The organism is Microcystis sp. M53602_WE12 (genome assembly GCF_030065455.1).
In the GTDB taxonomy this organism is placed as follows: domain Bacteria; phylum Cyanobacteriota; class Cyanobacteriia; order Cyanobacteriales; family Microcystaceae; genus Microcystis; species Microcystis aeruginosa.
Map to the genome: position 1 here is coordinate 1 of NZ_JASJFB010000063.1, position 12229 is coordinate 12229.

15 protein-coding genes and 2 pseudogenes are annotated in these 12229 nt (G+C 43.6%); 7 read left to right on the forward strand and 10 right to left on the reverse strand.

What is annotated here, in order from left to right; translation table 11 throughout:
* Nucleotides 1-292 precede the first annotated feature (292 nt).
* Complete coding sequence (locus PX482_RS02715; protein WP_288122043.1) at nucleotides 293-748, reverse strand: (2Fe-2S) ferredoxin domain-containing protein; 456 nt, start codon at nucleotides 746-748, stop codon at nucleotides 293-295.
* Between the two features lie 55 nt (nucleotides 749-803).
* On the reverse strand, nucleotides 804-1106 hold the full coding sequence (locus tag PX482_RS02720) for a hypothetical protein (RefSeq protein ID WP_002762842.1): 303 nt from the start codon (nucleotides 1104-1106) through the stop codon (nucleotides 804-806).
* Between the two features lie 115 nt (nucleotides 1107-1221).
* Here PX482_RS02720 and PX482_RS02725 point away from each other — a divergent pair, with 115 nt between their 5' ends.
* Nucleotides 1222-1623: an Npun_F0494 family protein gene (locus PX482_RS02725; protein WP_012267958.1), complete on the forward strand. Its 402-nt coding sequence runs from the start codon at nucleotides 1222-1224 to the stop codon at nucleotides 1621-1623.
* 88 nt (nucleotides 1624-1711) lie between these two features.
* Here PX482_RS02725 and PX482_RS02730 read toward each other — a convergent pair whose 3' ends face one another.
* Complete coding sequence (locus PX482_RS02730; RefSeq protein WP_288094784.1) at nucleotides 1712-1882, reverse strand: hypothetical protein; 171 nt, start codon at nucleotides 1880-1882, stop codon at nucleotides 1712-1714.
* A gap of 51 nt (nucleotides 1883-1933) precedes the next feature.
* Between PX482_RS02730 and cobQ the strand changes: the two genes are divergently transcribed.
* A complete protein-coding gene (gene cobQ, locus PX482_RS02735) occupies nucleotides 1934-3409 on the forward strand; it encodes a cobyric acid synthase CobQ (protein WP_288094782.1) in 1476 nt (491 codons plus the stop codon).
* A gap of 9 nt (nucleotides 3410-3418) precedes the next feature.
* Nucleotides 3419-3658 carry a 2Fe-2S iron-sulfur cluster-binding protein gene (locus PX482_RS02740; RefSeq protein ID WP_190357805.1) on the forward strand — a complete coding sequence of 80 codons (240 nt, stop codon included), beginning with the start codon at nucleotides 3419-3421 and terminating at the stop codon, nucleotides 3656-3658.
* A 15-nt stretch (nucleotides 3659-3673) separates the two neighbouring features.
* On the opposite strand, the gene PX482_RS02745 is transcribed toward PX482_RS02740, so the two are convergent.
* Complete coding sequence (locus PX482_RS02745) at nucleotides 3674-4378, reverse strand: cytochrome b/b6 domain-containing protein (protein ID WP_288122045.1); 705 nt, start codon at nucleotides 4376-4378, stop codon at nucleotides 3674-3676.
* Between the two features lie 44 nt (nucleotides 4379-4422).
* On the opposite strand from PX482_RS02745, the gene PX482_RS02750 reads away from it, so the two are divergent.
* Both PX482_RS02750 and PX482_RS02755 read left to right on the forward strand, forming a co-directional pair.
* Nucleotides 4423-5163, forward strand: a complete 741-nt coding sequence (locus PX482_RS02750; protein WP_002762834.1) for a TIGR00297 family protein — start codon at nucleotides 4423-4425, stop codon at nucleotides 5161-5163.
* Nucleotides 5164-5199: 36 nt separating this feature from the next.
* Nucleotides 5200-6255 carry an amino acid ABC transporter substrate-binding protein gene (locus PX482_RS02755; RefSeq protein ID WP_288094780.1) on the forward strand — a complete coding sequence of 352 codons (1056 nt, stop codon included), beginning with the start codon at nucleotides 5200-5202 and terminating at the stop codon, nucleotides 6253-6255.
* Nucleotides 6256-6257: 2 nt separating this feature from the next.
* Here PX482_RS02755 and PX482_RS02760 read toward each other — a convergent pair whose 3' ends face one another.
* Nucleotides 6258-7145: a lipid kinase gene (locus PX482_RS02760; protein WP_002762832.1), complete on the reverse strand. Its 888-nt coding sequence runs from the start codon at nucleotides 7143-7145 to the stop codon at nucleotides 6258-6260.
* Nucleotides 7146-7507: 362 nt separating this feature from the next.
* Between PX482_RS02760 and PX482_RS02765 the strand changes: the two genes are divergently transcribed.
* Together PX482_RS02765 and PX482_RS02770 are read left to right on the forward strand one after the other, a co-directional pair.
* A complete protein-coding gene (locus PX482_RS02765) occupies nucleotides 7508-8266 on the forward strand; it encodes a sulfite exporter TauE/SafE family protein (RefSeq protein WP_002762830.1) in 759 nt (252 codons plus the stop codon).
* Between the two features lie 164 nt (nucleotides 8267-8430).
* Nucleotides 8431-9012: pseudogene (locus PX482_RS02770) on the forward strand (Rpn family recombination-promoting nuclease/putative transposase); the annotation flags it as partial.
* Between the two features lie 77 nt (nucleotides 9013-9089).
* Here the strand turns inward: PX482_RS02770 and PX482_RS02775 are convergent.
* The 5 genes and pseudogenes from PX482_RS02775 to PX482_RS02795 form a co-directional block, all read right to left on the reverse strand.
* On the reverse strand, nucleotides 9090-9644 hold the full coding sequence (locus PX482_RS02775; protein WP_052275685.1) for a Uma2 family endonuclease: 555 nt from the start codon (nucleotides 9642-9644) through the stop codon (nucleotides 9090-9092).
* Between the two features lie 407 nt (nucleotides 9645-10051).
* The gene (locus tag PX482_RS02780; protein ID WP_002762824.1) at nucleotides 10052-10258 is read right to left on the reverse strand and encodes a hypothetical protein; all 207 of its coding nucleotides are present in this window, start codon (nucleotides 10256-10258) and stop codon (nucleotides 10052-10054) included.
* 18 nt (nucleotides 10259-10276) lie between these two features.
* Nucleotides 10277-10738 carry a hypothetical protein gene (locus PX482_RS02785; RefSeq protein WP_002762822.1) on the reverse strand — a complete coding sequence of 154 codons (462 nt, stop codon included), beginning with the start codon at nucleotides 10736-10738 and terminating at the stop codon, nucleotides 10277-10279.
* 11 nt (nucleotides 10739-10749) lie between these two features.
* On the reverse strand, nucleotides 10750-11940 hold the full coding sequence (locus PX482_RS02790; protein ID WP_002762821.1) for a PEP-CTERM sorting domain-containing protein: 1191 nt from the start codon (nucleotides 11938-11940) through the stop codon (nucleotides 10750-10752).
* 27 nt (nucleotides 11941-11967) lie between these two features.
* Nucleotides 11968-12229, reverse strand: a pseudogene (locus PX482_RS02795) (hypothetical protein); the annotation flags it as partial.

The following is a 12229-nucleotide window of genomic DNA, read 5'->3' on the forward strand; positions in this document are numbered from 1 at the left end:
CGCTGTAGGGTTGGGGGAATGGAGACGGACAAAGGATCGACAGGCAAGAGGCAACAGGTAGTTAGGGTTTCCTGAATAAATCTAAAAACCTTATCCAACAAGGTTTTTAGACTTTTTTTCTCTCAAAAAGTGCCGACCATTGGAGTGATTGGGGGGAAAATTCTGAGACTTTTTCCCTAAAAATTAGGTAATTGACTCCCTCAAAATCGGTAAAACCCTACACCCCACACCCCACACCCCACACCCTGCCCCCACGAAAAACTTTTTGCCGCAAACCCTAATTAATTGTGTTTCAGCTAGTTTTAACCCTGTTTTCCTCTATTGTTTCGGGTTCTTCTCCTGGACAGTTCAGGGAAATTGCCGGTAAATCGTGGCGAAGGAAAGCATATTCGGTGACGATTTGATTACCGATTAGGTGTTCTTGGATAATTCTTTCGATCGCTTCCTTGTTTACCCTTCCATACCAGACTCCTTCCGGGTACACTAATAAAATCGGACCCTGGCTACAAACCCGCAAACAGTTGGCTTTAGTGCGAAAAATACAGCCAGGACGGTCTGCCCTAGGGCGATCGAGTTCTAATTCACTTAACCGCTTCTTTAAATAATCCCACACTTCTAACCCGTCTTCCTTGTCACAGCATTTTGGCTTAGTCTGATCGCAGCAGAGAAATAGATGACGCTGGATCTGGGCCAGTCCCAACTTAGCCACATTTTCCCCCAAGATATCTCTAGTGTCCGCTTCTTCCATAAATTTTTTTTATCAACTAAACTCTTGACATTGAACAGAAAATGTGCATGGCCGACTAAAATTTCGGTTTGAGGATGTAACGATAGATAAGATAAACGATAGCGGCAAGGATTAAAGCGCTTAAAACTGCGCTGACTAGGCGTAAAATCGCCGTTAAAATCGAAAGAGCCACAAAAACCCCCGCCACTGCCACGACTACCTGTGCCGGTGTGGACAGGCTGCCGTACCAAGTTTTCACTTTTTCGAGAGTGGCAGCGAAACTAACCGGGGTAGCAACGGGGGGAAAATCGTCGGTTTCGATTTCCACTTCCACTTCCTCTGGGGTATATTTAGTATCGAACGGTTCGGGAGACTGCATAAACACTCAAGCTACTTAACACTTCATCCCTATTTTATCGGTGATTGGGGTTGACAGGGGTTGACGCAGAATTAATGTAACAATGAGTTTATCCATAGCTAAACGATCGGAATCTATGAGCCTATCGACTGCCACCGTTACCGCCATCAATTATCCTGATGCTACCATCACTAGGGCCGAACGCGCCCTCTGTTGTTCTCCTTTCCGTGTCACCCTATTCGCCGCTATGCTTGAGCGAAGTGTATCACTTTTAAGCATTCCGGGTGCTGGGGGTTTAGAAAAAGGTTATACTTCCAGACTGCTGACGGAAGCGGCAGCGGAAAGCTATCTTCTCTGGTTGATTAAAGTGGGAATTTTGCGGCGCGAAGTAGATGGACAGGGGATAACCGATAGTTTTCGTCTCACTCCTTTGGGGAGGAAATTAATAGAAAAATGGCAACCCCAAGGGGACTTTTTCCCTCAACCCACTTTCTGGCAAAGATTTTTAAATACTCTGCAACGTTGGTTTTCTTTTTAATGCTGTTAAGGTGAGGAGTCGGGAGTCGGTCGTCAGGAGTCAGGATTCTCCGAGTCGGTCGTCAGGAGTCAGGAGATAGGAGATTATTTTATTTATTCTCCCCACACCCCACACCCCACACCCGACACCCCACTTCCCCACTTCCCCACTTCCCCAATTCCCACACCCTACACCCCACACCCCACACCCCACACCCCACTTCCCCATCTCCCCATCTCCCCATCTCCCCATCTCCCCATCTCCCCACTTCCCAATTCATAATTCCTAATTCCTAATTCATAAAAATTCAATACTCAACCCAAAAAACTAGATGAAAGCAATTATGGTAGTGGGGACAACATCCCACGCGGGTAAATCTTTTTTAACTGCGGCTTTATGTCGTTTATTCAACCGGAAAGGTTGGCAGGTAACACCCTTTAAAGGTCAGAATATGGCCCTTAATGCCTATGTTACCGCCGGAGGGGGAGAAATGGGTCACGCCCAGGCGGTGCAAGCATGGGCTGCGGGGACAATTCCCCGGCTAGAAATGAACCCAATTTTATTAAAACCCCAGGGAAATATGACCTCTCAGGTGATTATTAAAGGCAAGGCTGTGGGTGTCACCACGGCAGCGGATTATTATCAGAATTATTTTGACCAAGGTTGGCAAGCAATTAAAGAATCTTTGGCTAAATTATCAACAGAATTTGATCTAGTTGTCTGTGAAGGTGCGGGAAGTCCGGCGGAAATAAATCTCAAACATCGCGATTTAACTAATATGCGGGTGGCTAAATATCTCGATGCCGCTACTATTTTAGTGGTGGATATTGATCGCGGGGGGGCTTTTGCTCACGTCGTCGGTACGTTAGAATTATTAGAACCGGAGGAAAGAGCTTTAATTAAAGGTATTGTGATCAATAAATTTCGCGGACAAAAATCTCTCTTAGATTCGGGGATTACTTGGCTAGAAGATTACACAAAAATTCCCGTTTTGGGAGTTCTTCCCTATAGTGATATCTTTTTAAGTGCCGAGGATTCTCTTAGTTTACTCGATCGCCCCGCCCAAAAACCTAAAGCTGAACTAAATATCAGTGTCATTCGTCTGCCTCATATTGCTAATTTTACTGATTTTGACCCTCTCTGTGGTGAAGCAACGGTTAATGTCCGTTATCTAGAATTACAGGAATCTTTAGGTGATCCCGATGGGGTAATTATCCCCGGTTCTAAAACCACTGTCGCTGATTTAATTGCTCTTAATCAAAGTGGTATGGCTAATCAATTACAAGCCTATCACCAAAGGGGAGGTATTATCTTTGGCATCTGTGGTGGTTTGCAAATGTTAGGGCGATTAATCCTCGATCCTGACCATCGAGAAGGTCACGAAAGTGAGGCAGCTGGCTTAAATTTACTGCCCTTAAAAACGGTAATTACTGCCGAAAAAATTACCCGTCAACGACAAGTTTTATCCAATTATCCCCAAGCTGGTTTACCGGTAATGGGATACGAAATTCACCAAGGCATAAGCGAATGGGAAAGTGAATCAGGTTATCAAAAAATGTTCGAGGAAGATGCTAGTCTAGGAATTGTCAATGATTCTCTCTCAATTTGGGGCTGTTATTTACATGGTATCTTTGATAATGGTTCTTGGCGAAGAACTTGGTTAAATCATCTGCGTCAGCGTCGCGGTTTATTATCTTTGCCGACGGGAATTGCTAACTATAGTGAACAAAGAGAAATAACCCTAGATGCTATGGCTAATTTACTGGAAGAACATTTAAATCTTACACCTATTTTTGCTCATTTGTAAGGAGAAATTATGACTATTGCAGTGCGTTTTTTACCTGATGATATTATCATGGAAGCGGAAACCGGAGAACTATTATTAGATGTGGCAAAAAAAGCAGGAATTGACATTCCTACCGGCTGTTTAATGGGTTCCTGTCACGCTTGCGAGGTAGAATTAGATGATGGTACTCAAATTTGCAGTTGTATTACTGGTATCCCCGGCGATCGAGATTCTTTAACTGTTCATTTATACTCCGATCCGCTTTGGTAGGTTGCTCCCTTAGATCTAGTCAAACTTGGGAATAATCCAAGCTGCTATAATAGCCAATAAAACAACAATTTCTAAGACTTTATATAAGTTAAGAGATTGTAGCCACTGAAAACTATTGGCTAGACGCAAACTTAACCCCCATTGACGTAATTGAGATAACCATAATTTCGGGCTATCTTGTTCACGAAAATGCCATTTAAGGATAGATAATAACAGGGGAACCCCTCCCACTTTAGCAGTCATGAGCAGGTGCAGGATCAGACATACTGCCATAATTAACCAACTGAGCAAATGGGCATAATACCAAAAGTGATTTAATTCCCCTTCCGGTAGCCATTCGGAATCCATCATCCGACCACTATACAAGGCAAAAGTTAGGGCAAAAAGAGTCAAAGTATTGACTAAACGATGGAGACTATACCACCAAATCGGCTTACCAAATTGGGTTAATTTGTTAAGAGAATCACTTTGAATTAATCTTTTGTTGCCGCGACGAAAAGCATAGATAGCAAAAACGGGAAAAATAATCAGAGTATAGAGGCCAAAAGTCCCGTGAATACTTTCAATTTCTCGATATTCTGGTAAAGGCAGTTTTAACCAACGACCGTCAAAAGTATCATAGGTCCAATAGGCCGTAACCATGGCGGCAATGAGGGCAATTCCCGTGAATCCGTGCAGAATTCGCAGTAAAAGAGGTTGATAAGGTTGATTAGTTTTCATGAACTCGATCGATACAATGGGGGATGTAAACTTGCCCAGATACTATGTTAACTAATCCTTGGCTCGTCGCTGTTCTTCTCAATACCGTCCTCCTCGGAATCGCCTGGATTGCCCCAAAAAAGCTCTTAACTCGGATGGGTTATCTCCATGCTTGGGTTTTAGGGGTGATTGTCTGGGGAAGCTTGGGATGGCGCGGTTATCTAATTGTTTTATTCTATTTCCTCGTCGGTTCTACTGTCACCCGCATCGGTTTAGCACGCAAGGAAGCGGAGGGAATTGCCGAAAAAAGAGCGGGGGTGCGCGGTCCTGAAAATGTCTGGGGTTCCGCTTTAGCGGGGGCAATTTGCGCTATCCTAAGTCTTTTTGCCGCTTCTCCCTGGGATTACCTCTTAATACTCGCTTATGTGGCTAGTTTTAGCACCAAATTAGCCGATACTACTGCCAGTGAGGTGGGCAAAGCTTATGGTAAAACTACTTATCTAATCACTAATTTTAAATCCGTCCCCCGGGGAACAGAAGGTGCTGTTAGTTTAGAAGGAACGATCGCTGGTTTGTTGGCAGCCACGGCTATTTCCCTGTTAGCATGGGCTATCGGTGCGATCGATCTTCTTGGTGTGTTATGGTGCGTAATTGCGGCATTTATCGCCACCAATATCGAAAGTCTCATCGGAGCTACTCTACAAACTCGCTTTCTGTGGTTAACTAATGAATTGGTCAATGTGATCAATACGGTTATCGGTGCGATCGTAGCTATACTGTTAAGCTTGCTCTGGTCTTTCAGCTAAAGTTAAGTGACTAAAAAAATTTTTCAGAGAATATCTATGCTAAAGTGGCGTTTTTGTGCATTGTCCCTGCTGTTACTGCTAATTACTGCCTGTGGGACGGAAAATCAACCGAATTCTAGTTCTAACACTGCAAATAGTCCCAGTGCTGACCGCTTGCAAACGGTGAAAAATCGCGGTAAGTTAATTTGTGGCATTAACGGAGAAGTGCCTGGGTTTAGCTTTGTTAATGAAAAAGGCGAATATTCGGGCTTAGATGTGCAAATTTGCCGAGCTATTGCGGCTGCTCTCTTTGATGATCCCTCCAAAGTCGAATATCGTAAACTTAGCCCCCAAGAGAGATTTACTGCCGTACAGACGGGAGAAGTGGATATCCTCAGTCGCAACACCACCTGGACGATTAACCGGGATACCGCTCTGGGGATGGAGTTTATCACCCCGGTTTTCTATGATGGTCAGGGAATCATGGCCACGAAAGCCAGTAATATTAAGAAATTAGAAGATTTAAGCGGAAAGTCCATTTGTGTGCTATCGGGAACCACCACAGAACAAAATCTGGCCGATGCCATGGCAAAAGCGGCAGTGCAAGGTTATAAACCGATCGTTTCCGATGATGTGGAGGCTTTATATACAGCTTATCAGGCGGGGCGTTGTCAGGCTGTCAGTTCCGATCGCTCCCAATTGGTGGCCCGGCGCTCGGTTTTTCCCCGACCGCAGGATCATCAATTATTAGAAGTGGTAATATCTAAGGAACCTTTGGCCCCGGCCGTGGCCGATGGTGATCCCGCTTGGTCGAATGCCGTCCGCTCGATCGTTTTTAGTTTAATTCAAGGGGAAGAATTTGGGATTAACTCCCAAAATATTGGCACTTTTGCCGATAGCAAAGACCCCAGTATTCGGCGCTTTTTGGGTATTGATGAGAAGTTAGGCGAAGATATGGGTTTACCCAATGATTTTGCCCAAAGAGTCTTAAAACAGGTGGGTAATTACGGTGAAATTTATGAGCGGGAAATCGGTAAACCCCTACAACTCGATCGAGGTTTAAATAATCTTTGGACAAAGGGGGGTTTATTGTATTCTCCTCCTTTTCGTTAGTTTTAAGATTGTGTTTCCTGACGGGGAATATAGACCCCTATGGCCGCTGGAATAACTCGAAACATGGCGGGAGTAGTGCTAGTAATTTCGCCATCGGTGTTAATACTATGGGGTTTACGAGTCTGAATTTGAATTTCTTTCCCCTTAAGAGTTCTCACCCAAGATAATAAACCCTGTTGTCCTCGCGGTAATGTCCATAAAAGCGGGAAAATTTGCCACCAGTGTTCAATTTCTAGGCTATATAAATCTAACCTTTGATCGTCGATTTGGGCATCGTGAGCGATCGGCATTCCTCCCCCATAATAACGACCATTTCCGATCGCTATTTGTAGGGTTTTAACTTTGATATTTTGGCCATCAATACCGATCATAGCGGTAAAAGGACGAGTTTTACTTAATACCTGTAAAGCTGTCCAAGCGTAGGCCAAAATCCCCAAACGTCGCTTTAAACCCTTGTTCAGTTTTTGGGTAATTTTCACACTTAATCCTAAACTAGCCACGTTGAAAAAGTATTTATTATTTACCCAACCTAGATCGATATATTTTAAATTACCTTCCGCAATAATTCGACAGGCTTCGGCAATAGAATTCGGTATCCCTAAAGTCCGGGCTAAATCATTAGCCGTTCCCAGAGGTATAATGCCTAAAGGCAGTTGAGTTTCTACCAACATATCCGCCATAGCATTAAGAGTCCCATCGCCACCACCGACAATAACTAAATCAATACTAGAGCGATATTTTTCCAGCAAAAAAGGTATATCTTCTACCTTTTTCAAAGGGACGCTGATAATTTCAAAATCCCAATTATTGAGCAGATCAACAGTTTGAGCAAAGTTTTCTTTACCCTTGCGCGAGTGACGATTGATTAGTAGTAAAGCTCTTTTAGTCATAGGTAAGTTTCTCAGCAGTGCAGGGATAAAGGTTATGTAATTAGGAGTTGCTGAATAAATGTGAAATATAGACGAGGTAAGGGTTTTAGTGGCTGGTTTTGCGAAACAGGTGCAAGTCCTTTAGGGGCGAAGCATTCGGGCATAACCTATCGCTGAAACCGTAGATTTTCTATCCGAATCCTTCGCCCTTATTTTTTCAGCAAACCCTAATTAAATCAGAAAAAATATCAGGTGATTGTCAATAATTTAGCCCCATTGATCACTAAATTTTAGTTAATAGCCCTTTCTTCGAGAAAATGTTCTACCATTGCCCCTATGTATGATAGCAAATTCAGACCCTTCAAGGCCATGAAACGAAGATAATGGCAGACAATTACTTGATTTTACTGATAACGGGCGTTTTTTCGGGCTTATTAGCGGGTTTATTCGGTATTGGGGGTGGCACTATCTCCGTGGCGATCCTGTTAAATTTGGGCCACAGTTACGGGGAATCGGTGGCTACCAGCAGTTTAGCGATCGTTTTCACTTCCCTAGGAGGTACGCTCCAAAATTGGCGATTAGGTTCCCTCAAATGGCAGCGAGTTCTCCTCTTAGGTTTACCCGGGATTTTTACGGCATTTATCGGGGTCTATCTGGTCAAATATAGCCCCAAACACCTCCTAGAAGCGGCTTTTGGTTGTTTTTTACTGCTCAATATCTATTTAACCAATCTCAAGCAAAATTTAAGCCAAAAAGAGCCAGTTTCTGCCATTAGATTGAATCCTAATCTAGCCTGTCTGCTAACCGGAGGAATCGCTGGATTTCTAGCCGGTATTTTCGGAATTGGCGGTGGGGCGATCATGGTGCCACTACAAATGATTTTTTTGGCAGAAAAGATCAAAATCGCCATTGTCACCAGTTTAGGTGTGGTTTTACTCAATTCGATCGCCGCCTGTTTCGCTCATGCCCAAGCCAGTTATATTCTTTATCTACAAGGGATTATTTTAGGTATCGGTGGTTCCCTAGGTGTACAAGTAACCACTCGTTTTTTACCGAAATTACCGGATCGATTGGTGCGGATTACTTTTTATATTTTTCTGCTACTGATGGCCATTTATTTCTTCATCCGCGCTTGCTCTTAGACCGCATCAACGGACTCGTTAAATCTCAACTTTCTAACCTTTCTAGTCTCTCCCTGATTGGCTTTTTCCGTGTTCATCAATAAAAAACGGAGAATACTTGACAAATTCGGGGGGGGAGAATAAAGGAGACATAATTTTAGATGCCTATTGTGGGTGTGGAACGACTCCATCAAGTGGTTATTTATCTAAGGAAAAGTGACTCCCCCAAAGTCCGACAGAATGATTATAAACAAGGGAAAACCTCTCATCAATTTGAAGTGATTAGACTCTGGGAACAACCCTCGGAACCCCTATTAAAGGCTCCCGGACTGTTTCCTTTTGCCATACTTGCTCAAGCTGAGAAACAAGAAAACTTACTGCGGCAAATTGCCCAAGAAATCGAGCAAATCAGCGATAGTCGAGAACAAAGTAATCTGGCTGCATCTACCGCAATTCTAGCCGGGTTAGTATTAGAGAAAGACATCATTCAACGATTATTGAGGAAAGACATCATGAAAGAATCAGTTATCTATCAAGAAATCTGGTCGGAAGGTTTACAAGAGGGACGACAAGAGGGACGACAAGAGGGAGAAGCTAACCTAGTTTTACGTCAATTAAATCGGCGTGTAGGGGACATTTCTCCCGAATTATTGCCCAATATTCGCAGTCTTGACCTAGAACAGTTAGAAAACTTGGGAGAAGCTTTGTTAGATTTTCAGTCACTACAGGATTTAGAACAATGGCTGGAAAATTGCCGAGCTAGTTAGTACAAGTAAACTAAATGCTGTCTATCCATTCCCATGGAAGCAGCAAGCTCTCAACTCCCTTGAGAGTAGTTAACACTTTAATCTATTCCGCGGTAGAGATCGGCGATGGCTAACTCTAGGTTAATACTTTGCAGGATCACCCGATCGCCTGTCTCGTAAATAGTCGTTTCCCATATCCCCAGAGAATTACGACGACGGCATTCCACGCGCTGGATTTCTTGGGAAATTAATACATATTCTTCTAAAGTTTCTATCTGTTGATAATCTTGGAATTTTTCGCCCTTGTCAAAAGCGGCCGTACTGGGGGAAAGCACTTCCGCAATTAGTTTCGGATAGCGTTTCAGATAACGATCTTGGCGATCGCGCGGATCGCAGGTAACAAAAGCATCGGGATAGTAATAAAACTGATCTTGATAGTTAACCTTGACATTACCCGAGTAAAACCGACAGTCTGTAGAGTCGCCGAAATGTTCGTCAATGACTTTGAGAAAATTGAAGGCGATGCGCTCGTGATTATCCGTACCGCCGGCCATCGCATAAACCAAACCACGTCGGTATTCATGACGGATCTGACTCTGGCGCTCGATAGCGAGATATTCTTGGGGACTGATGTAGTTGGGAACTGCGATCATAATCTCTAGGGGAAAGCCTACTATCAATTATAGTACGAGAATGGCTCTCTTATTCTTTGTGTGATAATTTTTGCTTATGGAATCGTGAAATGCTTATCGGGCAAGACTTTTAGGGCTATTTTTACGTTCAGCGAAGCTCAGTCGAGCCGCGGAAGAAACTATCAGTATAGACCTCGTTTCCACACAGAAACCAGAAGAGCCAAATTTCCAATACTCAGTTTAAATTTAGTACAGCTTAACCAGATTACTTGGAGTAGATAAAATCTCTGAAAAGGGGGTTTTAGTCTCAGCCAAAAATTCAGAAATTGTCTCTCCTTTTCAACAACTATTTGATGTTTTGCCTCCACAGGATATGACATTTTTTCCTTCTTAGCTGAAACTGTCTTGCTTAGTATTAAGCCAGCCCCTTATTTAGTTGTAATCCGTGAAGATTTGCAATTCACTTCTCCTTCCACTGGTAAAGATTTAACATGAGAACCTTGAAACTTTTCCATATTGCTGACTCGCCACATAGACAGAGGAAAAGTAATAGCAAATAAACCAAAAACTCCCACTAAAATCCAGACGATATTGTGCATTTTACGAGAGGAAAGTTTTCTAATTTGAACATCCATTTTGTTACCTCCATAAGTTTAAGTTAAGGGTAAATAAGGAAAGATAGGATGCCATGACATAGCGGTGGCGGCAATAATGAGGGCGAAAAACCAAAAGAGAATTGTTTTAGCCTTAATCTTGCGATCTTTCCAGAGATAATGGAGTATAGGCCAACTGATTAACCAGCCAATTAATAACATAGTTTCTTTGCCGGTATAACTGCCAATATTACCCCACATTTTGCTAGGATTTTTACTGCCAGGAATCCAAGACCCTAAATTCCAGAGCAGAGTTTCTACGGTTTTTGTCTGGTCTGCATCGGAAAAATGGTGAGAAACCATCATTAAACAACAACCGATTGCGGCGCTAATAATTGCCGCAGCTGCAGGGCCAGAAGTAGCGGGAGAACGTTTGGCACCTTGGGCTAAACCTTGGGGAAATTGTTGTACAAAAGCCCAGATTTTACCGTACCAAGGGCTATCAACATAGGGTTGTGTCATGAGAGTTGCTCCTATTTTTTAAGAGTTCGTAACTGTGTAAAACCCAAAATTCCCACCGCTAAAAGTCCCATAATGGTGCTAGGTTCGGGTACAGATTCTAGGAGAAAAGCGCGGGTTTCCGTTTCTCCCAATTCATTAGTAAAAGTGCCAAAACCAATAATTTGGCCACGCCCATTAATGCCCGTGGCTTGATTTAAAACCCAACCCGTACCATTAATGACTAAATTATTTAAATCAAATAACTGGCCTTCTTGCCAAAGAGTCCCATGGGCAACTTCACTAGCAAGATTAGAAAAGCCAACAATTTGACCAGATTCGTTAATACTTAAAGCATCGCCTCGCGTACCACCAAGACTGCCTAAATTAATCAAATTGCCGTTATCCCAGAGGAATCCACTAGAGGTTAAAGTGGCTCCTGAACCATTAGTCGCTTGACCAATAACTAAGCCATTTTCGTTAAGATCTCGGGCAAAACTTTGGGCGAATCCGTTGGGAATTCCTAGATTAGTCAGGACAAAATTACCATTGGCATCCTGCTCCCAAAAAGCAGCACTGTAGACATTAGTTCCGTCCACTACACCATCGGAGTCTACATAACCAACGATTTCGGTATTGTCATTAATGGCTAAACCAAAATTTTGATCGCCGTCAAGACTAGGTAAGTTGATGCGCGTACCATCTTCCCAGAAAATAGCGTTTCTTCGATTGGTTTCAAAGATATGATAACCAGCAATCTGATTGCTGTTGTTGATGTCGATAAAATAACTTTCCAGGCCACCAAAGTTATAAATGTTGAGGTCGTAACCCCCGGAACCGTTAGGAGTCCACAATAACGCCCGGTCTGTGGGTCCGGCGGTTTCATCTCCCGCACCGACAATCATCCCTGCGTCATTAATAGAACGAGATAAACCACCGCGACCGGGGAGAGTGACGGGGGTGCCGCCATTAACTGGGCCAGTAAGGGGTAAAGCCGTTATCGTACCGTTTTCCCAGATATAGCCACTAGAAGCGGTATTACCGGCAGTGCGGGAACGACCGACGATTTGACCTTGGTTGTTAATGCTGGCTGCCCTCGTATCCGTACCATCGGGGCTGAGTGTACCCAAGTCGGTGATTTTATACATCGAACCCGCTAGGGCAGGAGACACAGTATGTAAGCCGAAAACAGTGGCTAGAACGAGCGAAAGTTGAATTTTAGTCATTTTTGAGTTGAATCAGCAAATAAGGGTTTACAGAGCCTGAATTTTGGCGACACCGAGGCCGCTAACGAGACCACCCATAGCAAAAAACATCATTGCCATCAGAGCAATGCAAGTGGCTGTTAACACCGGTCGGTTAGCTTTGTCCAAAATTGAGTCGCCGTATTTCCAGAGAATCCAAGTGCAGGCCACGCCTAGGGGTAGGGTAAAAAGGACGCTGAATTCGTGGTATTCCATGAGGACGTATTGACCGAGGGGCGAATTTTCCTTTAGCCATGCCCGCGCACCGCCA

Bases quoted from the DNA above. Each gene is read 5' to 3' on its own strand.
- PX482_RS02715 (WP_288122043.1), bottom strand. From the start codon at position 748: ATGGAAGAAGCGGACACTAGAGATATCTTGGGGGAAAATGTGGCTAAG.
- PX482_RS02720 (WP_002762842.1), bottom strand. From the start codon at position 1,106: ATGCAGTCTCCCGAACCGTTCGATACTAAATATACCCCAGAGGAAGTG.
- PX482_RS02725 (WP_012267958.1), top strand. From the start codon at position 1,222: ATGAGCCTATCGACTGCCACCGTTACCGCCATCAATTATCCTGATGCT.
- PX482_RS02730 (WP_288094784.1), bottom strand. From the start codon at position 1,882: ATGAATTGGGAAGTGGGGAGATGGGGAGATGGGGAGATGGGGAGATGG.
- cobQ (WP_288094782.1), top strand. From the start codon at position 1,934: ATGAAAGCAATTATGGTAGTGGGGACAACATCCCACGCGGGTAAATCT.
- PX482_RS02740 (WP_190357805.1), top strand. From the start codon at position 3,419: ATGACTATTGCAGTGCGTTTTTTACCTGATGATATTATCATGGAAGCG.
- PX482_RS02745 (WP_288122045.1), bottom strand. From the start codon at position 4,378: ATGAAAACTAATCAACCTTATCAACCTCTTTTACTGCGAATTCTGCAC.
- PX482_RS02750 (WP_002762834.1), top strand. From the start codon at position 4,423: ATGTTAACTAATCCTTGGCTCGTCGCTGTTCTTCTCAATACCGTCCTC.
- PX482_RS02755 (WP_288094780.1), top strand. From the start codon at position 5,200: ATGCTAAAGTGGCGTTTTTGTGCATTGTCCCTGCTGTTACTGCTAATT.
- PX482_RS02760 (WP_002762832.1), bottom strand. From the start codon at position 7,145: ATGACTAAAAGAGCTTTACTACTAATCAATCGTCACTCGCGCAAGGGT.
- PX482_RS02765 (WP_002762830.1), top strand. From the start codon at position 7,508: ATGGCAGACAATTACTTGATTTTACTGATAACGGGCGTTTTTTCGGGC.
- PX482_RS02775 (WP_052275685.1), bottom strand. From the start codon at position 9,644: ATGATCGCAGTTCCCAACTACATCAGTCCCCAAGAATATCTCGCTATC.
- PX482_RS02780 (WP_002762824.1), bottom strand. From the start codon at position 10,258: ATGGATGTTCAAATTAGAAAACTTTCCTCTCGTAAAATGCACAATATC.
- PX482_RS02785 (WP_002762822.1), bottom strand. From the start codon at position 10,738: ATGACACAACCCTATGTTGATAGCCCTTGGTACGGTAAAATCTGGGCT.
- PX482_RS02790 (WP_002762821.1), bottom strand. From the start codon at position 11,940: ATGACTAAAATTCAACTTTCGCTCGTTCTAGCCACTGTTTTCGGCTTA.